Source organism: Micromonospora parva, from assembly GCF_000718515.1.
In the GTDB taxonomy this organism is placed as follows: domain Bacteria; phylum Actinomycetota; class Actinomycetes; order Mycobacteriales; family Micromonosporaceae; genus Micromonospora; species Micromonospora parva.
Window position 1 is genome coordinate 41,123 of record NZ_JNZS01000004.1, and the last position, 20,061, is coordinate 61,183.

Annotated in this window: 19 protein-coding genes; 8 read left to right on the forward strand and 11 right to left on the reverse strand. The window is 71.3% G+C overall.

Annotation, left to right across the window (positions count from 1 at the left end; translation table 11 throughout):
- The first annotated feature begins 124 nt into the window (after positions 1-124).
- Positions 125-3,412, forward strand: coding sequence for a S8 family serine peptidase (locus IF22_RS0104820; RefSeq protein ID WP_030328820.1), 3,288 nt, complete (start codon positions 125-127; stop codon positions 3,410-3,412).
- Positions 3,413-3,482: 70 nt separating this feature from the next.
- Here the strand turns inward: IF22_RS0104820 and IF22_RS0104825 are convergent, their stop codons facing one another.
- Both IF22_RS0104825 and IF22_RS0104830 read right to left on the reverse strand, forming a co-directional pair.
- A complete protein-coding gene (locus IF22_RS0104825; RefSeq protein ID WP_030328822.1) occupies positions 3,483-3,917 on the reverse strand; it encodes a hypothetical protein in 435 nt (144 codons plus the stop codon).
- 40 nt (positions 3,918-3,957) lie between these two features.
- Complete coding sequence (locus IF22_RS0104830; protein ID WP_030328824.1) at positions 3,958-4,944, reverse strand: 4-hydroxy-3-methylbut-2-enyl diphosphate reductase; 987 nt, start codon at positions 4,942-4,944, stop codon at positions 3,958-3,960.
- Positions 4,945-5,087: 143 nt separating this feature from the next.
- Between IF22_RS0104830 and xseA the strand changes: the two genes are divergently transcribed.
- The gene (xseA, locus tag IF22_RS0104835) at positions 5,088-6,320 is read left to right on the forward strand and encodes an exodeoxyribonuclease VII large subunit (protein WP_245233528.1); all 1,233 of its coding nucleotides are present in this window, start codon (positions 5,088-5,090) and stop codon (positions 6,318-6,320) included.
- Positions 6,321-6,365: 45 nt separating this feature from the next.
- Positions 6,366-6,587 (forward strand): exodeoxyribonuclease VII small subunit, encoded by a 222-nt coding sequence (locus IF22_RS0104840; protein ID WP_030328827.1) that lies wholly within the window; start codon positions 6,366-6,368, stop codon positions 6,585-6,587.
- A gap of 39 nt (positions 6,588-6,626) precedes the next feature.
- Here IF22_RS0104840 and IF22_RS0104845 read toward each other — a convergent pair whose 3' ends face one another.
- Together IF22_RS0104845 and IF22_RS0104850 are read right to left on the reverse strand one after the other, a co-directional pair.
- Positions 6,627-7,472, reverse strand: coding sequence for a hypothetical protein (locus IF22_RS0104845; RefSeq protein WP_030328829.1), 846 nt, complete (start codon positions 7,470-7,472; stop codon positions 6,627-6,629).
- Between the two features lie 208 nt (positions 7,473-7,680).
- Positions 7,681-8,328, reverse strand: coding sequence for a DUF4245 domain-containing protein (locus IF22_RS0104850; RefSeq protein WP_030328831.1), 648 nt, complete (start codon positions 8,326-8,328; stop codon positions 7,681-7,683).
- A 159-nt stretch (positions 8,329-8,487) separates the two neighbouring features.
- Between IF22_RS0104850 and glpX the strand changes: the two genes are divergently transcribed.
- The gene (glpX, locus tag IF22_RS0104855; RefSeq protein ID WP_030328833.1) at positions 8,488-9,519 is read left to right on the forward strand and encodes a class II fructose-bisphosphatase; all 1,032 of its coding nucleotides are present in this window, start codon (positions 8,488-8,490) and stop codon (positions 9,517-9,519) included.
- The gene (locus tag IF22_RS0104860) at positions 9,516-10,487 is read left to right on the forward strand and encodes a DMT family transporter (RefSeq protein WP_051708187.1); all 972 of its coding nucleotides are present in this window, start codon (positions 9,516-9,518) and stop codon (positions 10,485-10,487) included. Before glpX ends, IF22_RS0104860 begins: the two co-directional genes overlap by 4 nt.
- Positions 10,488-10,650: 163 nt before the next feature.
- Here the strand turns inward: IF22_RS0104860 and IF22_RS0104865 are convergent, their stop codons facing one another.
- The 7 genes from IF22_RS0104865 to IF22_RS0104895 form a co-directional block, all read right to left on the reverse strand.
- A complete protein-coding gene (locus tag IF22_RS0104865) occupies positions 10,651-12,483 on the reverse strand; it encodes a hypothetical protein (protein ID WP_030328837.1) in 1,833 nt (610 codons plus the stop codon).
- A gap of 65 nt (positions 12,484-12,548) precedes the next feature.
- Positions 12,549-13,517 (reverse strand): NAD(P)/FAD-dependent oxidoreductase, encoded by a 969-nt coding sequence (locus IF22_RS0104870; protein ID WP_030328840.1) that lies wholly within the window; start codon positions 13,515-13,517, stop codon positions 12,549-12,551.
- Positions 13,518-13,623: 106 nt separating this feature from the next.
- Complete coding sequence (locus tag IF22_RS0104875; protein ID WP_030328841.1) at positions 13,624-14,277, reverse strand: rhomboid family intramembrane serine protease; 654 nt, start codon at positions 14,275-14,277, stop codon at positions 13,624-13,626.
- 105 nt (positions 14,278-14,382) lie between these two features.
- Positions 14,383-15,060 (reverse strand): aggregation-promoting factor C-terminal-like domain-containing protein, encoded by a 678-nt coding sequence (locus tag IF22_RS0104880; RefSeq protein WP_030328842.1) that lies wholly within the window; start codon positions 15,058-15,060, stop codon positions 14,383-14,385.
- 277 nt (positions 15,061-15,337) lie between these two features.
- Positions 15,338-16,753 carry an RNA 5'-3' helicase PhoH2 gene (phoH2, locus tag IF22_RS0104885; RefSeq protein WP_030328848.1) on the reverse strand — a complete coding sequence of 472 codons (1,416 nt, stop codon included), beginning with the start codon at positions 16,751-16,753 and terminating at the stop codon, positions 15,338-15,340.
- Between the two features lie 415 nt (positions 16,754-17,168).
- Positions 17,169-17,504: a hypothetical protein gene (locus IF22_RS0104890; RefSeq protein WP_030328854.1), complete on the reverse strand. Its 336-nt coding sequence runs from the start codon at positions 17,502-17,504 to the stop codon at positions 17,169-17,171.
- 31 nt (positions 17,505-17,535) lie between these two features.
- A complete protein-coding gene (locus tag IF22_RS0104895; protein WP_030328857.1) occupies positions 17,536-17,880 on the reverse strand; it encodes a hypothetical protein in 345 nt (114 codons plus the stop codon).
- Between the two features lie 264 nt (positions 17,881-18,144).
- On the opposite strand from IF22_RS0104895, the gene IF22_RS0104900 reads away from it, so the two are divergent.
- The 3 genes from IF22_RS0104900 to otsB all read left to right on the forward strand — a co-directional run bounded on the left by IF22_RS0104900 (position 18,145) and on the right by otsB (position 19,996).
- The gene (locus tag IF22_RS0104900; RefSeq protein WP_030328859.1) at positions 18,145-18,588 is read left to right on the forward strand and encodes an XRE family transcriptional regulator; all 444 of its coding nucleotides are present in this window, start codon (positions 18,145-18,147) and stop codon (positions 18,586-18,588) included.
- 162 nt (positions 18,589-18,750) lie between these two features.
- A complete protein-coding gene (locus IF22_RS0104905) occupies positions 18,751-19,104 on the forward strand; it encodes a hypothetical protein (protein ID WP_030328864.1) in 354 nt (117 codons plus the stop codon).
- 67 nt (positions 19,105-19,171) lie between these two features.
- The gene (gene otsB, locus IF22_RS0104910) at positions 19,172-19,996 is read left to right on the forward strand and encodes a trehalose-phosphatase (protein ID WP_030328865.1); all 825 of its coding nucleotides are present in this window, start codon (positions 19,172-19,174) and stop codon (positions 19,994-19,996) included.
- Positions 19,997-20,061: the final 65 nt, after the last annotated feature.

Below are 20,061 nucleotides of genomic sequence, written 5' to 3' on the forward strand. Positions count from 1 at the left end.
CTCATGTCACGAAGTGGTCACAAGGGACTGACCGGTAGTGACAGTGTTCATCGATACCACGAAAGATTCTGCTCACCCGAGCGCCCTTCTCTGAGGGGCCCTGTTCTCTGGAGGTAAAGAGAACGTGAGCAGACTCCGAAACCTGAGCCGGCGCACCTCAGCCGCGCTCTTCGCGTCGGTCCTGGCGGCGAGCGCCGTCGGCGGTGCCGCCACCGCGGCCGCCGCTCCCGCCACCACACCTGACGCTTCCCCGGCCACCGCCGCCGAGACGCTGGGCGCGCACGACGCCAAACTGCTCGGCGAGGCCCGCGCCAAGAAGGCCCCGACGGTCACCCTGATCGTCGCCACCGAGAAGGGTGAGGCAGGGGACGTCGCCGACAGCCTGACCAAGCTCGGCGGGACGGTCAGCCAGCGGCAGGACCGGGTCGGCTTCGTGCTGGCCAAGGTCCCGACCGACAGCGTTCTCAAGGCGGCGCGGCTGCCCGGCGTCTCGGCCGTCGACCTGGACGAGGTCATCCAACTGCCGGACCCGACCCCGGAGCGCACCACCACCGGCACCGCTGGCGCTCGGCAGGCCACCGTCGGGGCGCCGGGAGCGACCACCCCGGCCGACAACCCGTACATGCCGACGAACGAGACCGGCGCGGTGGCGTTCACCGCGGCCCACCCGGAGTGGGACGGCCGGGGCGTCACGATCGGCATCATGGACTCCGGCGTGGACCTGGCCCACCCGGCCCTGCAGCAGACCACCACCGGCGAGCGCAAGATCGTCGACTGGGTCACCGCCACCGACCCGCTGGAGGACGGCACCTGGCGGCGGATGCAGGCCGAGGTCGCCGGCCCGTCGTTCACCGTCGCCGGTGGCACCTGGACGGCGCCGGCCGGCGCGTACCGGTTCAACCTGTTCAGCGAGTCGGTGACCACCAACAGCGACGCCCGGGGTGACGTCAACCGCGACGGCGACACCACCGACACCTGGGGTGTGCTCTACGACCCGGCCACCAACAACATTTGGGTGGACGCCAACCAGAACCTCAACTTCACCGACGACCCGATCATGCGGCCGTACAAGGAGAAGTACGACATCGGCTACTTCGGCACCGACAACCCGGCGACGCCGGTCGCCGAGCGGCAGCCCTTCGTCGTCGAGTTCCGCAAGAACGTGAACACCACGCCGATCGGGCTGCCGGGCACCTACGACTACGTCAACATCGGCATCGTCGAGAGCACCCACGGCACCCACGTCGCCGGCATCACCGCCGCCAACGACATGCTCGGCAACGGGGCCTTCGACGGCGCCGCGCCCGGCGCCAAGCTGGTCTCCGCCCGGGCCTGCTCCTGGGGCGGCGGCTGCACCGCGGCGGCCCTCACCACCGGCATGATCGACCTGGTGGCCAACCGTGGCGTCGACATCGTCAACATGTCGATCGGTGGCCTGCCGGGCCTGAACGACGGCAACAACGCGCGGACGAACCTCTACAACGAACTGATCGAGACGTACGGCGTGCAGTTGGTCATCTCGGCCGGCAACTCCGGCCCGGGTCTCAACACCGTCGGCGACCCGTCGGTGGCCAGCAACGTGATCAGCGTTGCCGCCTCCATCAGCAAGGACACCTGGCTGGCCAACTACGGCTCGGTCGTCAAGAAGAAGAACGCCCTGTTCAACTTCTCCTCCCGTGGCCCGCGCGAGGACGGCGGCTTCAAGCCGAACATCGCCGCCCCCGGTTCGGCCATCTCCACCGCACCGACCTGGCAGCTCGGCGCTCCGGTCCCCGAGGCCGGATACGCGCTGCCTCCGGGCTACGCGATGCTGAACGGCACGTCGATGGCGTCCCCGCAGACCGCTGGCGCTGGCGCACTGCTGCTGTCGGCCGCCAAGGCCACCGACCGGGGCGTCAGCCCGGCCGCGCTGCGGCGGGCGCTGTTCAGCTCCGCCAAGCCGATCGCTGACGTGCCGACGTACGCGCAGGGCTACGGCATGGTCAACGTTCCGGGTGCCTGGCAGCTGCTGCGTCAGGGCGTCGAAACCCGGTCGTACGTCTCCGACGCGCCGGTCTGCAGCCCCCTGGCCGACCAGCTGACCATCTGGAACGGTGTGAAGTTCGTGCCGAACCCGGGTCGGGGCACCGGCGTCTACAACCGTTGCACCTCGTCCGAGGGCGGCCACAGGGTCGGCCAGAGCAAGACCTACCCGGTCAAGCTGACCCGCACCAGCGGGCCGGCCGGCACCATCAGGCACGACGTCACGCTCCAGGGCAACGACGGCACCTTCAAGGCACCGAAGAGCGTCGCGTTGCCGCTCAACAAGACCGTCACCATCAGCGTCACCGCCAAGCCGGCCATCGAGGGTGCGCACGGGGCGATCATGCGGATCGACGACCCGGCCACCAACGTCGTCGACTTCGAGGTGTCCACAGTGGTGGTGGCCTCGAACGACGTGAAGAAGCCCACCTTCTCGTACGCCAACGAGGGCTCGGTCGACCGGAACGGCTTCACGTCGTACTTCGTCACGGTGCCGGAGGGCGCCAAGGCGCTCCAGGTGAACCTTTCCGGGATCGCCACCGGTTCGCAGACCCGCTTCATCGCGATCAACCCGCTGGGTGTGCCGGTGGAGGCCACCACGAGCACCGTCTGCTACACCAACTTCTCCGACGTCAACGTCTGCAAGCCGCAGGAGCGTGACTACCAGAACCCGCTTCCCGGGGTCTGGGAGATCGAGGTGGAGTCGCGGCGGACGTCCCCCGCGCTGAACAACCCGTTCAAGCTCCAGGTGCGGGTGCAGGGCCTGACTGTCGAGCCGGCGCTGGTCGAGCTGCCCAGCGTCGAGGCCGGCGAGCCGACCCCGGTGAGCTGGAACGTCACCAACGCCTTCGGCCCGGTCTCGGTCAGCGGCCGCAGTGGCGCGCTGACCGGTGTCCGCACCGAGCGTCCGACCATCACCGAGGGCGGCCCCAACCAGGAGTGGACCGTCGAGATCCCGGCGGGCACCTCGACGTTCACCGCCCGGATCGGCAACCCCGCGAACGCGGGCGCAGACCTGGACCTGTTCGTCTACCGGGGTGCCACCGAGGTCGGTCGGGCCGCCGACGGCGACTCGGAGGAGGCGGTGACGTTGAACAACCCGCCGGCCGGCACCTACCGCGTCGTGGTGGAGCCGTACGGGGTCGACGGGCCGGGCACGAGCACCGCCTACGACTACTACGACGCGTTCGCGTCCGCGTCGCTGGGCACGATCACCGCTCCGGCCGTCGCGGTGCCGCTGATGCACGGCGAGTCGGCCACCATCACCGGCACGGTGACCGCGGTGGCCGTTCCGGCCGACGGGCGTCAGCTCTCCGGTGAGCTGGCGATCGTCACGTCCGAGGGCGCGATCGTGGGTCGCGGCAACGTGTCCATCGGGGCCGTGAACTGATCCGCTGGTAACGCCGGCAGGAGCCCGTCCCCATGTTCGGGGGCGGGCTCCCGCGTGTCAGGGTGGGTGGTCAGGACCGGTGGGCGCTCTCCACCACGAACGGGGTGCCCTGCTGGCAGGTGGTCATCATGCCGGGCTCCACCCGACCGGTGACCTCGACGCGTGCGCCCGGCGTCAGCACGTCACGCGGGCCACCGAGCAGCAGGTATTCGCCGAGCAGTACGCACCCGGGCTCCACACCGCTCTGCACGGTGCCGCTCACCGTGGTGGCCCCGACGCCCGGCGGCGTGCTCGGGCCGCCCGGTTTCGGAGTCTTTCCTCCGGGCGGCGGGGTGGGGGTGACTGTCGCTGGCGAGACGGTCGGGTCGGGCGTGGGCTGGCTGGTCACCGGCTGCGCTCCCGTCGGGGTGGGGGTTGGTGTGCCGCCCACCCCGCCCTGGTTGCCGCAGGCGCTCAGCGCCACGCAGACAGCAAGCGCGGGGACGGCGAACCGAAGAGTCCTCATGCCGAATCTGACGTACGCCGACCCGAGTTCGTTCCCGTGTTCAGCCGCGCGCCGCAGCGGCCTTCATGTCCCGCTTCAGCTCCTGCGGCAGCGAGAACGTGAGCCGTTCGTTGGCGGTGGTGATCTCCTCCACGTCGGCGAAACCGCGCGCGGCGAGGTGGGCCAGCACCTCCTGGACCAGGTCGTCCGGGACGCTCGCGCCCGAGGTCAGGCCGACGGTGGTGGCGCCCTCCAGCCAGGCGTCGTCGATCTCGTGCGCGAAGTCGACCAGGTGACCGGCGCGGGCGCCGGCGTCCAGGGCGACCTCGACCAGGCGCACCGAGTTGGAGGAGTTCGTCGAGCCGACGACGATCACCACGTCACAGTCGGCGGCGATCTCCTTGACCACGTGCTGCCGGTTGGAGGTGGCGTAGCAGATGTCGTCACTGGGCGGGGACTGCAACAGCGGCAGCCGCTTCTTGAGCCGGGCCACCGTCTCCAGCGTCTCGTCGACCGAGAGCGTGGTCTGGGAGAGCCAGACCACCTTCTCCGGATCACGTACGGTGATCTTGTCGGCGTCGTCCGGGCCGTCCACCAGCTGGATGTGCGCGGGGGCCTCACCGGCGGTGCCGATGACCTCCTCGTGCCCCTCGTGGCCGATGAGCAGGATGTCGTAGTCCTCGGCCGCGAAGCGCCGCGCCTCGTGGTGCACCTTGGTGACCAGCGGGCAGGTCGCGTCGATCGCCTTCAGCGAACGCGCCTTGGCCTGCTCGTACACCTCCGGCGCCACGCCGTGCGCAGAGAAGATGACGGTGGCGCCCTCGGGCACCTCCTCGTTCTCCTCCACGAAGATCGCGCCCTGGGCCTCCAGGGTCTGCACCACGTGCTTGTTGTGCACGATCTGCTTGCGCACGTAGATGGGGGCACCGTAGAGCTTCAGCGCCTCCTCCACGGTCTGCACCGCGCGGTCGACACCCGCGCAGTAGCCGCGGGGCTTGGCCAGGAGCACGCGCTTGCCGGTCCGGTGAGTCGCCTGAGCCTCAGTCACCACCCCATCGTACGTGCCGGCTTTCCCACCGGCAGTGGGCCGCGACCCGCCCAGAGCCCCGGTGATCAAGAGGTTTGCGTCAAAAACGCGCCCAGCACTGACGCAAACCTCTTGATCACCGGGAGGGTCCGTAGGGTGGGCGGGTGAGCGGAGACGGGCGGGTGGGGGGCGGCGGGGCCAGCAGCGCTGAGGAGCCCTGGCCGGTACGGGTGGTCAGCCAGAAGGTGGGTGCCTGGATCGCCAAGCTGGGCTGGGTGTGGGTGGACGGGCAGGTGGCGCAGATCAGCCGTCGCCCCGGAGCCAGCACCGTCTTCCTCACCCTGCGCGACCCGTCGGCCGACCTGAGCCTCACCGTCACCACCAACCGGGACGTCCTGGACGCCGGCGCACCCGAGCTGCGCGAAGGCGCCCGCGTGGTGCTGCACGCCAAGCCGGAGTTCTACGCCGCGCGGGGCACGCTGAGCCTGCGCGCCGACGAGATCCGCCAGGTGGGCCTCGGCGAGCTGCTGGCCCGGCTGGAGAAGCTCAAGAAGCTGCTCGCCGCCGAAGGACTCTTCGACCGCGCCCGCAAGCGTCGGCTGCCCTTCCTGCCCGGCCGGATCGGGCTCATCACCGGTCGCGCCTCGGCGGCCGAACGGGACGTGCTGACCAACGCCCGACGGCGCTGGCCGGCGGTCGAGTTCCGGACGGTCAACGTGGCAGTGCAGGGCCCGTCGGCGGTCCCGCAGATCGTCGACGCGCTCAAGGTGCTGGACGCCGACCCGAGCATCGATGTGATCATCATCGCCCGGGGTGGCGGCGGCATCGAGGACCTGCTGCCCTTCTCCGACGAGGCGCTCTGCCGCGCGGTGTTCGGCTGTCGTACGCCGGTGGTCAGCGCGATCGGCCACGAGACGGACGCGCCACTGATCGACTACGTGGCCGACGTCCGCGCCTCCACCCCGACCGACGCGGCCAAGCGGGTCGTCCCCGACCTCACCGAGGAGGTACGCCTCATCGGTCAGGCCCGACACCGCCTCGAACGAGCGGTGCGCAACCTGGTCGACCGGGAGACACACCGGCTCGACGGGCTGCGGTCCCGGCCGGTGCTGGCCCGGCCGCAGGTGATGGTGGAGCACCGGGCGACCGAGCTGACCGCGTTGCGGCAGCGAGCCGGCCGATGCCTGGAGCACCGGCTCACCGCCGCCGAGGATGACCTGCGGCACACCCTCGCGCGGCTGCGCGCCCTGTCCCCCGCCGCCACCCTCGACCGGGGGTACGCGATCGTGCAACGCGCGGACGGCCAGGTGGTCCGCGCGGCGGCGGAGGTCGGCAAGGGCGACCCGCTGCGGGTACGCCTGGCCGACGGCGAGCTGGCCGCCACAGTCGATGGCTGAGTGGCGACGCGCCGCAGCGGGGAGGGGTGTGCTGAGATGAACGCGATGACTGACGACACGAAGGCCGGGCCGGACGAGCGGCTCAGTTACGAGCAGGCCCGCGCCGAGCTGGCCTCGGTGGTGGAGCGGCTGGAGGCCGGCGGCACGTCCCTGGAGGAGTCGCTGGCGCTCTGGGAGCGCGGCGAGGCGCTGGCGGTGATCTGTCAACGCTGGCTGGATGGCGCGCGGGCGCGGATCGACGCCGCCCGGCAGGAACCAGCTTCCTGACCGCCGGTGGGGCGGCCGGAGCCGCCCCACCGGGGCAGGTCAGTTGAACAGGCTGTACAGCTCGGCCGGCGCCTCGACGACCTGGTCCGCCGGCGGCTTCTGCGCGGCGGTGGCGGCACCGTAGTCGGAGTACGTCATCTTGATCTCCTGGGCGGCGGTCTGCCCGGCGGCCGGCAGTTGCAGCACCAGCTCACTGAGCCGGCCCTGCGGGTCCACCTTCGCGGTGAACGGGACGGTCTTCGCCTGGGTGCCGAGCGCGGCGATCGTGGCGGCGTTCAACGAGCCCGCCTCGGCGGCCTTGGTGACGTCGATGGTGCCGGCGTACGTGCCGGTGCCGGTGCTGCGGACCTCGGTGATGCCCTGGGTGAGCACCGCGCTGCCGGCCGGGTCGACCTTGTCGAAGTCGAAGCCGAGGTTGCGGTTGCCCTTGATCCGGTTCTGGTCCAGGTGCTGGTACTTGCCGAGGTTGAGCTGCTTGATGGCGGGCAGGCTGTTGGCGGTGGGGCCGGTCAGCTCCAGCTTGACCCAGCTGTCCGGCTTGTAGTGGATCACGTCGAGCTTCATCGCCAGGTCGGACGAGGGACCACCGATGGCGATCTTCAACGCCGCGCTCTGGCTCGGCTGGTGCACCAGCCCCTCCGCCGTCGAGCCGGCGCCGGCCAGCGTGAACCGGAAGTTCCCGTTGCTGATCTCCTTGGTGGAGTCGAGCAGGGCCTGCTTGGCGTCGCCCGCCACCGGGGCACCGGACGGGCTCGCCGTGCCGGACGCCGTCACCGTCGGGGACGGCGTCGAGCCGGTGGTGCCGGTTCCGCTGGCGCAGGCGGCCAGTGCGGGCGTGATCAGAGCGGCGGCTACCAGGCCGGCGCCAAGTCGTCGAACAGTCATACGTGTCTCCCAAGGGGGTCACCCGACGACCTGGACGGCGCCGGAAACCGGGCGACGCAGCAGCACCGTCGGCTGCGTCGCGCGATCCGGGCCGAGCAGCGCGCCCGGATCACCCCCTCCTTGTTCCCTGTCGAGGCGTCGGACAATCACCCTTCGGGCTGGTTGCCCAGATTCGGCGCCGGCGGGTCCATCGACCGCCGAGGTCCCCTCAGCGCAGTGAGCCGGCCAGTTCGCGTAGTTCGTTGTCCCGGGCGTCGCCGACGACGATCACCGTGCGGGTCGGCTCCAGCAGGACCAGCGCCTGTTGGTTGCCCCGCGCGGTGTAGAGCTGCCAGGTGCGCCCGGCCAGCTCGGTGGGGCCCTGCGGCTGGCCCTGGCTGGTCAGCTCGGCGGGGAGCAGACGATCCGCCGGGACGCTGCTCTGCAGCAGTTGGACGCCGCGCCCCTCCGGGGTGAGGTAGCCGAGTCGCAGGTTCGCGCCGTTCTCGACGGTCTGGTAGCGGGCGCTGACCGTCTTCCAGTCGGAGCCGAGCCCCTGCGGCTGGCTCACCGGGAAGACGTTCGCCGACCGGGCCTGCTCGATCGCGGGCGCCGGATCGACGGTGGTGGCCTGGTCGCCGCCGAGGAATCCCCGGTAGAACGCCAGCAGGAGCGCGATCGGGACGAGCAGCACCAGCAACGAGATCGCCATGTCCTTCGGCGACCGCTCGGACTTGCCGGCCGCCGCCGCTGGCGGCGGGGTCGGGGTCGGATCGGTCGCGGCGGGCTCACCACCGGCGGGGACGTCGGCCGGCGGCTGACCGTCGGGCGGCGTGCGGTCGGCGGGTACGCGGTCGGCTGGCTGTGCGGGTTCCACCCCGCTATCTTCGCAGCCGCCCGACCGGCGGTATCCGGGCCATCACCGCCCCGCGCCGACGCCCCGTCGGCCATCGTGTGAGGATCAGCGACAAAGCTGGCGGTGGGGGCCTCCCCGCGGCCGGTCGTCCCCGCACCGTCGCGAGGAGGAGTAGCCGTCATGACGAACACCAGGACGCGGATCCCACAGGATCTCGACCGTAACCTTGCCCTCGACCTGGTCCGGGTCACCGAGGCCGCGGCGATGGCCGCCGGCCGGTGGGTCGGTCGGGGCGACAAGGAGGGCGGCGACGGAGCAGCTGTCGACGCGATGCGCAAGCTGATCAACTCGATCCAGATGCGCGGTGTGGTGGTGATCGGCGAGGGCGAGAAGGACAACGCCCCGATGCTCTTCAACGGCGAACATGTCGGCGACGGCACGGGCCCGGAGGTGGACGTCGCCGTCGACCCGGTGGACGGCACCACCCTGATGAGCAAGGGCATGCCGAACGCCGTGGCGGTGCTCGCCGTCTCCGAGCGGGGTGCGATGTTCGACCCCAGCGCCGTGTTCTACATGGAGAAGCTCGCCGTCGGGCCCGCGTACGCCGACGTGATCGACATCAACGCCGGGGTGGCGGAGAACCTGCGCCGGATCGCCAAGGTCAAGGGCACCGACGTCTCCGAGGTGACGGTCTGCGTGCTGGACCGCAGCCGCCACGACGACCTGGTCACGCAGATCCGCCGGGCCGGGGCGGGTATCCGGTTCATCTCCGACGGCGACATCGCCGGCTCCATCGCCGCCGCCCGGGGCGAGTCGGACGTGGACGTGCTGATGGGCATCGGCGGCACCCCGGAGGGCATCATCTCCGCGTGCGCGCTCAAGTGCATGGGCGGTGCGATGCAGGCCAAGCTCTGGCCGCGCGACGAGCAGGAGCGGGAGAAGGCGATCGCCGCCGGGCACGACCTGGACCGGGTGCTGGGCACCGATGATCTCGTCACCGGCGACAACTGCTTCTTCGTGGCGACCGGGGTCACCTCCGGCGACCTGCTGCGCGGTGTGCGGTACCGGGCGGGCGGGGCGTACACCCAGTCGATCGTGATGCGCTCGAAGAGCGGCACCATCCGGGTGATCGACTCGTACCACCGGCTGGAGAAGCTGGCGCTCTACTCCGCTGTCGACTTCGATGGTCGACCGCTGGCTGAACAGGAGTGACAGCCACCGACACGGCGACCCCGCAGACCCTGTCGGCCGCCCGCCGGATCACTGGCGTCGCGCTCGCGTCGGCCTCCGGGGTCGCGGTGGCGGTGCAGTCGCGGATCAACGGCGAGCTGGGGGTACGCCTCGAGGACGGTTTCGCCGCCGCGGTGGTGTCGTTCGGCCTCGGCCTGCTGGTGCTGCTGGTGCTGGTGCCCGCGACCCCTGGTGGCCGGCGCGGGCTGGCCGCGACCCGGCGGGCCCTGCGGACGGGCGCGTTGCGGCCGTGGCAGTGCCTCGGTGGCATGTGCGGGGCGTTCCTGGTGGCCACTCAAGGGCTCACCATCGGCACGTTGGGCGTGGCGGTCTTCACCGTGGCGGTGGTGGCCGGCCAGACCGGCAGCAGCCTTGCCGTGGATCGGGCCGGGATCGGGCCCACCGGCCGGCAGCCGGTCACCCGGCAGCGGCTGGCCGGCGCGGTGCTCACCGTGTTGGCGGTCTGCCTGGCGGTCGGTGACCGCCTGGGCGACCCGGGCGCGCTGGCGCTGGCTCTGCTGCCGCTGCTCGCCGGGGTGGGCATCGCCTGGCAGCAGGCCGTCAACGGTCGGGTCCGGGCGGCGGCCGACAGCGCGTTGACCGCCACGCTCGTCAACTTCGCCGTCGGCACTGTCACCCTGCTGGTCGCGTTCGCGATCGACATCGCCGTACGCGGCTGGCCCGGCGGCCACCTGCCGTCCGAGCCGTGGCTCTACCTGGGCGGCCCGATCGGCATCGTGTTCATCGCGATCGCCGCCGCGATCGTGCGTTTCACCGGTGTGCTGCTGCTCGGCCTGGCCACCATCGCCGGGCAGATCGTCGGCGCCGTGCTGCTGGACCTGGTCCTCCCCACGGCGGCCTCGCACCCCGGGGTGAACACCCTGCTGGGGGCGGCGCTGACCATGGTGGCAGTGCTGATCGCCGCGCTCGCCCCGCCGGCCCGCCGCTGAGCCGTCAGCGGGCCGGCGACGCAACTGGCGCGGATCGGCCGCCCAGGGCCCCCACGGTCGCCGTGAGCGCACCGGGGTCGACTTCGTCATCGTGCGGCCGGGCCGAACGGCGCCAGCCCGCACCACGGCACCCGGACCTCAAACACGCGCCGACCTGAGCGGCCTACCCCGACTCGGCTGACGGATCCGGCACGGAAGGCCGGAGCACCGGATGGGACGACTCCGGCGGCGCCGGGGATGTCGGGGGCGTCGGGGGCGCTGGCGGCGTCCTAGACGACAGCCGATCCGGCGGTTCGAACGGGTAGGGCGGGTCGAGCGGGTAGGACGGATCGGGCACCGCGGGCGGGTGCGGTGGGTAGGGCGGGTAGGGCCGATCGGGAACCGCGGGCGGGTGCGGCGGGTACTGCGGGTAGGGCGGATCGGACGGGTGCGGTGGGTATCGGCGCCCAAACGCCCGGGCCGGGTCGTACAGCCGGGCGATCCGGACGGCGAGCAGCACGCCCGGCACCAGGGCCAGCAGGGCGAGCGCCACGGCGACCCTGCTCTGCGCAGGGTTCCCGCCCAGCCAACCCACGAGCGGCACCAGGGACAGGAGCGCGGTGAGCAGCAGCCCGGTGAGTGCCCATCCGCTCCATCGGGTCAGTGCGTCCTGGTAGGAGACCCGAACGAGCATGGCCGTCGCTGTCACGACGTTCAGGGGCAGAACGACGAACAGCAGGGCCATGCCCGTCGAGGAGTCATCGTTGCGCCCCCAGGCGCCGGCCAGCACGATCCCCGCGACCACTATCGCCCCGCTGCCGGCGACCCCCCACCAGCGCGGACCGCCCCCGCGACGGATCGCCAGATGACCAGCGAGCACGGTGACCGTAACGCCGAGGGTCAGCGCGAGCGCGAGGGCGAGCTGCAGGTCCGTGTCGCGGCTGCCGAGCCCGCCGTCCAGCGCGGGCGGCTCGGTCCAGCCTCCGTCGTCCGGTCCCGCGTGATGTCGGAAGCCGTCGCGTTGCCATCCGCCGTCCGCTCTCCGGTGCAGGATGCCGTCGCGCCCGTTGGCGACCAGCACCTCGTGGCCGCCACCGGCGGCCGGATAGACGATCAGATCGCGGGAGGCGAAGTGCCGGCGGATGTCACCTGGGTTGGCGAACCGGCGGGCCATCCCCTCGCGGCGCGCGTCCGACACCTCCCAGGCCACCTGCCAGGTCACGCCCGCGTCGTCACTCTGCTCCACCCGCAGGTGCTCGGCGACCGCCCGGTAGCACCGCTGCGGCTCGGTGGGCACACACGCCTGCCGCTGCCCGGGGCCCTGGCGGGACAACCGCTGTTCCTCGCCGTCGGCGGCGGGCCGCCAGGTGTTCCCCCCGTCCTGGCTGATCGACCATCGGCCGTCAGCCGGCCCCTCCGGCCAGGTCCGATCGTTGTATCCCACGCCGATCGAGATCGCCGGGTGACCGTCGAGCAGGGCGGTGCCCACGGCGTACGGGTACTGGTACTGGCTGGTGGCGGCCACCGCGAAGACCGCCGGTGGCAGCACCACCAGCATCCGGACCAGCCGGGCGGTCCGTCGGCGCACCGGGCGGCGACGTGACCGCCGCCAGCTCCACCAGGCCAGGCCGAGCGCCGGCAGGGTGAACAGGTCGGTCCAGTCGGCCCGGACCAGCGACGGCCCGGCCAGCACGGTCCAGGCCGAGGAGGCGAGTTCGGCGGCGTACCCACTGGATTTGACCACCGCGAACCCGGCACCCACAGTGGCCAGGGCGACCGACGCGGCCCTCCGGGCCGGCAGTCGTGGCAGCAGGAGGGTCAGCAGCACCGCGACCAGCGGTGGGGCGAGCACCAGCCCGGCGACGTCGCTCAGCTTGCCGGTCACCGGGCCGGGGAAGGCCGCCTTCAGCACATGATCGTTGACCAGCAGCAGGGCCAGCGCGAACAGGGTGGCAGGGTGGCAGAGCCAGGACAGCGTGGTGGGTGCGCCGTCCTGGGGAGTGGCGGAACCCGTCATCCCCTCAGGATCGGGTCGACCCGTCTCGATCCGGACTCAGGTCGGTCTGGGTCCGGTACCGACGCTCAGCCGGCATCGGAGGAGTGCCCCGGGAAGAGGTGGGCGCTCGGGTCGATGGCCACCGCCGCGTTGTTGACCGCCGTCGCCGCCTCACCGAAGCCGGTGGCGATCAGCCGGACCTTGCCCGGGTACTCGGTGATGTCGCCCGCCGCGAAGACCCGGGGCAGGTTGGTGGCCATCGCGCTGTCCACCAGGATGTGGCGGCGGTCCAGCCGTAGCCCCCACTCGGCGAGCGGGCCCAGGTCGGCGGTGAAACCGAGGGCGGCCACCACCACGTCCACCGGCAAGGTTTCGGTGGCGCCGCCGCGCACTGTCACCTCGGCACCGGTCACCGTGCCGTCCCCGAGCAGCCTGGTGACCTCGGCGTTGACCACGACCCGCACCGGCAGCGCGAGCACCCGGGCGACGGTCGAGGCGTGCGCCCGGAACTTCTCCCGTCGGTGTACGAGGGTCACCGACCGGGCCAGCGGTTGCAGGGCCAACGCCCAGTCGAAGGCGGAGTCGCCACCACCGACGATCAGCACGTCCCGATCGGCCAGCTCGGTCGGCTCCGTCACGAAGTAGACGATCCCTGACCCGGGGGCGCCGTCGGCGCACGGCAACGGCCGAGGGCTGAAGCTGCCGAGCCCGCCGGTGACCACTATCGCGCCGCAGGCGAGTTGCTCACCGCCGGCCAGGCCCAGCACCGGTCGGCCGTCAGCGTACGAGAGCTTCTCCGCCCGGGTGCCGAGCAGGTACCGCGGATTGAACGGCGCTGCCTGGGCCACCAGGTTGGCCACCAGATCACGGCCCTTGACGGCGGGAAAGCCGGCGACGTCGAGGATCAGCTTCTCCGGGTACATGGCAGTGACCTGGCCGCCCGGTTCGGGCAACGCGTCGATCACCGCCACCGACAGCCCTCGGAACCCGGCGTAGTACGCGGCGAAGAGGCCGGCCGGACCGGCCCCGATCACGGCGACATCGACCTCGCGCATGGCGTACCGTCGCTTTCCGCTTACGGATCAACGCGTGCTGATCTCGACCGTAGGCGGGCGGCGACAGTCGGGCAAGGACGTCCCAGAGGCGCGCCGGAGAATCGGCTCAGGGCAGGCTGAGCGTGGAACCTGAATAGTCCGGGCCGTCCACCGCCGGTCGCCGCCGCCGGAACAGGATCGCCGCCACCACCCCGCCGAGCAGGCCGAACAGGTGACCCTGCCAGGAGATCCGCTCGTCGGTGGGGAGGATGCCGACCAGTTGCCAGCCGTAGAGCAGACCGACCAGGAGGAAGACCGCGAAGTTCCACCAACTGCGCTCGACGATGCCTCGGGTGAGCAGGATGCCCAGGTAGCCGAAGATGACACCGCTGGCGCCGACCACCACCGAGTTGGGCGAGCCGGTGAACCACACGCCGAGCCCACTGACCAGGATGATGATCAGGGTCGACCAGAGGAACCGGCGGGCACCGGCGGCGAGGACGAAGGTGCCCAGCAGGATCAGCGGGATGCTGTTGCTGTAGAGGTGGTCGAAGCCGTGGTGCAGGAACGGGGAGAAGAAGACCCCGTCCAGCCCGTCGATGCGTTGCGGGATGATGCCGGCGGTGGCGTCCAGGCCGAACGCCAGCCCCTGGTCGACGGCCTCGATGAGAAACAGGAACGGGACCACCGCGCACATGGCGACGAAGGCCCGGCCGAGCGAGGCGTAGAACGCCTCGGTGCCGAACCGGAACGGGTCGCCGCTTGACGGGTGCAGGGTCACCGTACAACTGCTATCAGCAAAAGCGGCCGACCGCCACTCACGTCCCGACCGGGGTACGCGCGACAGCGGGGCGGGTGGTCTCCCACCCGCCCCGCGTCGAGAGCGTCAGTAGTGCCCGTTGTTCTGGAAGTAGGTCCAGGCACCGCAGGGCGTCTTGTACCTGCCCTTGATGTAACCCAACCCCCACTTGATCTGGGTGGCCGGGTTGGTTCGCCAGTCGGATGCGACGGAGCCCATCTTGCTGCCCGGCAGCGACTGCGGGATGCCGTACGCACCGGACGAGGAGTTGCTGGCCTTGTGGTTCCAGCCGCTCTCCTTGGTCCAGAGCTTCTCCAGGCAGGGGAACTCGGAGATGCCGAAGCCGGCGTCGATCATCAGAGCGCAGCCGGTCTTGCGGTTGCCGCTGTACTCGGCGCAGGACGCCGGGATCGGCCCGTCGTACGGCTTGGCGGCCGCGTTCGCGGCCGCGCGCTCACGTTTGCGCGACGCCGCGGCGGCCTCGGCCTGGCGTGCCCGCTCGGCGGCTTCCTTCGCGGCCTGCTTCGCCCGCAGCTTCGCCTGGTACTCGGCGGCGCGTTGCTTGGAGAACTGCACCTGGTGCGCGGCCTGCCGCTCACGCTGGTACGCGAGGTCGGCCCGGTCGACCTCGACGCTGACCTTGTCGGTCAGGCCCTGTTGCTGGGTTTCCCGGTCTTCGCCCAGGTAGAAGCCACCGGCAACGCCCACGGAGAGCAGCGCTACAGCAGCCGTACGGGCGCCCAACCGGCTCCACAGCCGACTCACGAAGTGGTCCCTTCGTCGGGAGCAAGGACGTGGCGCGGCGCGGGCCGCAGGTGGGCCGTCAGCCGTGCCACGAGCGCCCCGACCGGTTGCCGGTCGCGCTGACGCACCGATCTTCGCTGATGTCGTCCGTCTCGCGACGTTCGATCACCAACGATTCCTCTGATGCGTGGACGCTCGTGGGACACGATTGCGCACAGTGAGGCTGATGGGAAACGGACCGGGCCGTTTGTGACCTGGGCCACACCGAAAATAGGGACGAAACTCCGCAAAGCGCCCGTCAGATCGGGATGTCCTCCAGGAGGTCGGTGACCATCGCGGCGATCGGCGACCGCTCCGAACGGCTGAGGGTGACGTGTGCGAAGAGCTGATGGCCCTTGAGTGCCTCGATGACAGCCGTCACCCCATCGTGTCGACCGACCCGCAGATTGTCCCGCTGGGCCACGTCGTGGGTGAGCACCACCCGCGAGCCCTGCCCAATCCGGGACAGCACCGTCAACAACACCCCGCGCTCCAGCGACTGGGCCTCGTCCACGATCACGTAGGCGTCGTGCAGGCTGCGCCCCCGGATGTGGGTCAGCGGCAGCACCTCCAGGATGCCCCGCGAGGTGACCTCCTCCAGCACGTTCTCGTGCACCACCGCGCCGAGCGTGTCAAAGACCGCCTGCGCCCACGGCGACATCTTCTCCGACTCCGAACCCGGCAGGTAGCCCAACTCCTGGCCACCTACCGCGTACAGCGGGCGGAACACGATCACCTTCTTGTGCCGACGACGCTCCATCACCGCCTCCAGCCCGGCGCAGAGCGCCAGCGCCGACTTTCCGGTGCCGGCCCGGCCGCCCAGCGAGACGATCCCGATCGACTCGTCCAGCAGCAGGTCGAGAGCGATCCGCTGCTCGGCCGAGCGACCGTGCAGCCCGAACGCCTCCCGGTCGCCCCGGACCAGCCGCACCGACTTGTCCGGCAGCACCCGGCCGAGCGCCGAGCCACGCGCCGAGTGCAGCACCAGACCGGTGTGACAGGGCAGCCCGGCCGCCTCGTCGAGGTCGAGCGTCTCGCCGGCGTAGAGCTGGCCGATCTGCTCCTCGCTCAACTCCAGCTCCGACATGCCGGTCCAGGTCGGGTCACTGGCCTGGCCGTGGCGGTACTCGTCGGCGCGCAGGCCCACCGAGGCGGCCTTGACCCGCAGCGGCATGTCCTTGCTGACCAGGGTCACCTCCCGCCCCTCGGCGGCGAGGTTCAGCGCGACGGAGAGGATCCGGGCGTCGTTGCTCTCGGTGCGGAAGCCGGGCGGCAGGACACCGTCGTCGGTGTGGTTCAGCTCCACCCGCAGGGTGCCGCCGACGTCGTTGGCGGGCACCGGGTGGTCGAGTCGACCATGCCGGACCCGCAGGTCGTCGAGCATCCGCAGCGACTGCCGGGCGAACCAGCCCAGCTCCGGATGGTGCCGCTTGCCCTCCAGCTCGGTGATGACCACCAGAGGCAGCACCACCTCGTGCTCCGCGAACCGGTGGAATGCCGCCGGATCGGAGAGCAGCACCGACGTGTCCAGGACGAAGGCCTGGCCGGCTGGTCGTGGCTCCTTGGGGTCGGCCGGCGCGGCGGCCGCCGAACGGCGGCTCCTGGTGGCGCGGCGGGTCGTGGCAGTCGCGGCCGGGGTCTGGTCGGCACCGGCGATGGTACGGCGAGTCGTCACAGGCCTGCTCCGACGGATGGGCACCCGCCACCCGTGTTCCGCCTCCTCCGGCGCCCGGGGACACGGGGTCGGATGCGGAACCCCGTGCGCGAGGTCGCAGATCCGGGCGGACCGGCTGGCTCGGGAGAACCCCGTGCCATGCCTAGACGCTAGCCCCGCCGGACCTTCCCGGCTAGAGGCCGAACGTGGATCTCCCACGGCGCGCTCGTGAACAGCGCCGCGCCGACGCCGGCACCAGCCGAAAGGCACCGTCGCGGGCACGGCGGAACCGGCCGGGATGCATGCCCCCTGCGCGCATCCCGGCCGGTTGGGGCCACCGTCACCGGTCTGACGTGACCCCGACGGTGCGTGTCCGCCGCGGACGACGCACCGCGTTCGTGGCGCCGGTCGGCGGGGCGGACCCCGCCGACCGACCTCAACCGGTCCGTCGGACGAGCGTGCCGGTCGGGTGCCGCCCGGTGATCGGGGCGGCCGGCGCGCTGAACGACGAGCCGGTGTACGTGGTGCCGGGGCGGGCGACGGCACCAGCGGAGCGGACCACTCCCGCGGGCGAGACCGACAGGGCCGAGGCGATGGCCGCCTGGGCGTCCCGCCGACGCCGGTTCCAGGCGCCCCGGTCACCGTCGAAGTAGCCCTGCCGGTAACCGAAGCGGTAACCGATGCGGTAGCTGAGCTGCCCGTGCAGCCGCCCGGCCGCGTAGCTGGTGGCGCCGAGCACCAGGACGAGGAACACCGCGAGAAAAGGGCTCATCGGGCAGCTCCGGCCCAGCCGGGACGCCAGGTCATCGCTCCTCCGGCTCGATCGTGGTGGGGTCGGCGACGAGCAGCCGGTCCAGGTCGTCGGTGCTGACCTCTTCGACCAGCTCGACGCTGATCCGGCAGCCGTCCAGCACGACTTCGGCCACCGAGGACCGGCGGATCTCGCCGCCGGCGTCGTAGACCCGGACACTCAGCTCGGGGCAGCCGAGATGGGTACGCCAGGCGTTCCACTCGGCACGATCGCCGACGCTCAGCGACAGGTAACGGCAGCCTCGGGCGAGGTAGAGGCGCCAGGGGGCGGTCAGCCCCGCAGCGACGCCCTCGGCGATCAGCCCGAAGGCCTGGGCGCGGGTGGCGAGCTCGGTCACCACGGCCCCCTGGCACCGGGGGCGTGACGCATGTGAGCACCAGTCGTCTCATGCACGTGACACACCGTAGATTGTCCCATGGACGTGACAGTATCAGCTTTTCGTCCGGTTACGTTTGCCACTACGTTCATCTATTCTGCCCGCGTGACACCCCTCAACAGTGGCACTGACTCGTTTACCGGAAATCCGAACACCTCGTCACGTCCGCGTGACAGTGGCGAGCCGGCGTACCCACCCTCCGCCGGCTGGCCGTACCGTCACGGAGTGACCGAGACGGCCAATGCGCGGAAGATCGCCTTCGCCACCTTCGTCCGACGGGCCCTGGACGAGGCACGGGCGACCCGAGCCTGGAGCGGCACCGAGGTGTCCCGGCGCACCGGCGTCTCCCGGCAGACCATCAACCGCTGGGTCCGGGGCGACTGGGCCAGCGACCCGGAGGCCGAACGGGTGGTCGCCTTCTGCGAGGGGCTGGGCCTGAACCCGGCCGCCGCCTTCGCCGCCCTCGGCTGGGACCGCACCGCGACCGGCCCCCGCACCGGCCAGGCCGCCCCTCCGATGGACCCCGACGTCGAGGCCCTGCTGCGCCGCCTGGTCGACCCGCAGGTGTCGGACGCGGAGAAGTTCCACATCCGCGAAACCATCAGATACCTCGCATACCGCCCAACGCTGCCGGTCGATGTCCGAAAAAGGGGCAATCAGGCGGGCTAGTTCCTCAGATAGCGAAAGAACGCCTGGTCAGGTTCATTCGTTTACCTCCGGGGTTGGAACGGGCACGCTAGCGTCCCTATTCGTACTGCTTGGGCTCGTCATCGGCGGGGGGACGGGACAAGGCCGAACCCAGCCCTGCGGGACAGAAGGAGGGGTCTGTCCATGACCCTGAAGTGGTTGGCAGTCGTGGTCGCAACGGTGTCGGTGACATTGTGGGTGACCGGCAACACAGTGACCCTCGTGGTCGACGGCGGGCAGCTTCCGCTGCTCGTCAACCTCTTTGCGCTCATCACCGCCGGCACCGCGGTCGTCCTGGCCGTCGTCGCCGAGCTGCACGAGCGCCTGAACAACCGGATCAGCGCGCTCACCGAGTTCCTGGTGGCCCGGCTCAACGAGATCGAACACCACACCGGCGATCGGAACACCGGGTTCGTGGAGGGCTACCTGTTGAGCCACGGCCAGGAGGCGGCGGTGGTGCCGTTCGGCCGGCGCGGACGAGGAGCTGCCGAACGCTGATCGCCTACCGCACAACGGGTCCGCTCGGCCAGGAATGAGCCTGGATCGCCGGGGTACGCTGACGCGCGTGCCGCCGTTGAATCTGGGCAATCAGCAGCCGAAAACCCCGTTGGACGCCGACCAGGCCTGGCGGGCAACCGCCAGTCGGGCGGCCGGGACCGTGCTCTTCTTCGACTTCGACGGCACGCTCGCGCCCGTCGACGACGATCCGACCGCGGTACGCCCGGCTCCCAACGCGTTGGCCGCGATCGAGGCGCTCGCCCCGGTCGTACAGCGGGTCGCGATCGTCTCCGCCCGACCCGTCGAGTTCCTTCGGGACCAGCTCGGCGGGCTCGCCGGCGTGGACCTCTACGGTCTCTACGGGCTGGAGCACAGCCACTCCGGCGGGGAGACCGTCACCGAACCGACGGCGCTGCCCTGGGTTCCGACAATGTCCGAGCTGGCCGACCTGGCCCGGGCGGAGCTGCCCCCCGGCACGCTGGTGGAGTACAAGCGGCTCTCGGTCGCGCTGCACTGGCGTACCGCCCCGCAACTCGGCCCGACGGTGCAGCAGTGGGGTCAGGCGCAGGCCGACCGCCTGGGGTTGCGTTCGCAGGCCGGGCGGATGGTGCTGGAGCTCAAGCCGCCGGTCGACCGGGACAAGGGCATGGTCATCGGCGAGGCGATCAAGGGCGCCACCGGCGCCTGGTACTTCGGCGACGACGTCTCCGACATCAAGGCCTTCGCCGCGCTGCGCGCTCGCGCCGCCGCCGATCCGGACTTCCTCGGCGTGTGCGTGGCGGTGGCCAACTCGGAGACCGGACATGAGGTGGCCAACGCCGCCGACCTGACGATCGAGTCGCCGGCCGCCCTGGGCGACTTCCTCACCCGGGCGCTGACCCACCTGCCCTGACCGGCCTTGCTCTGTACCGGCCTGCTCTGACCGGGCTGCTCTGATCGAGCGGCGACCGACGGCGT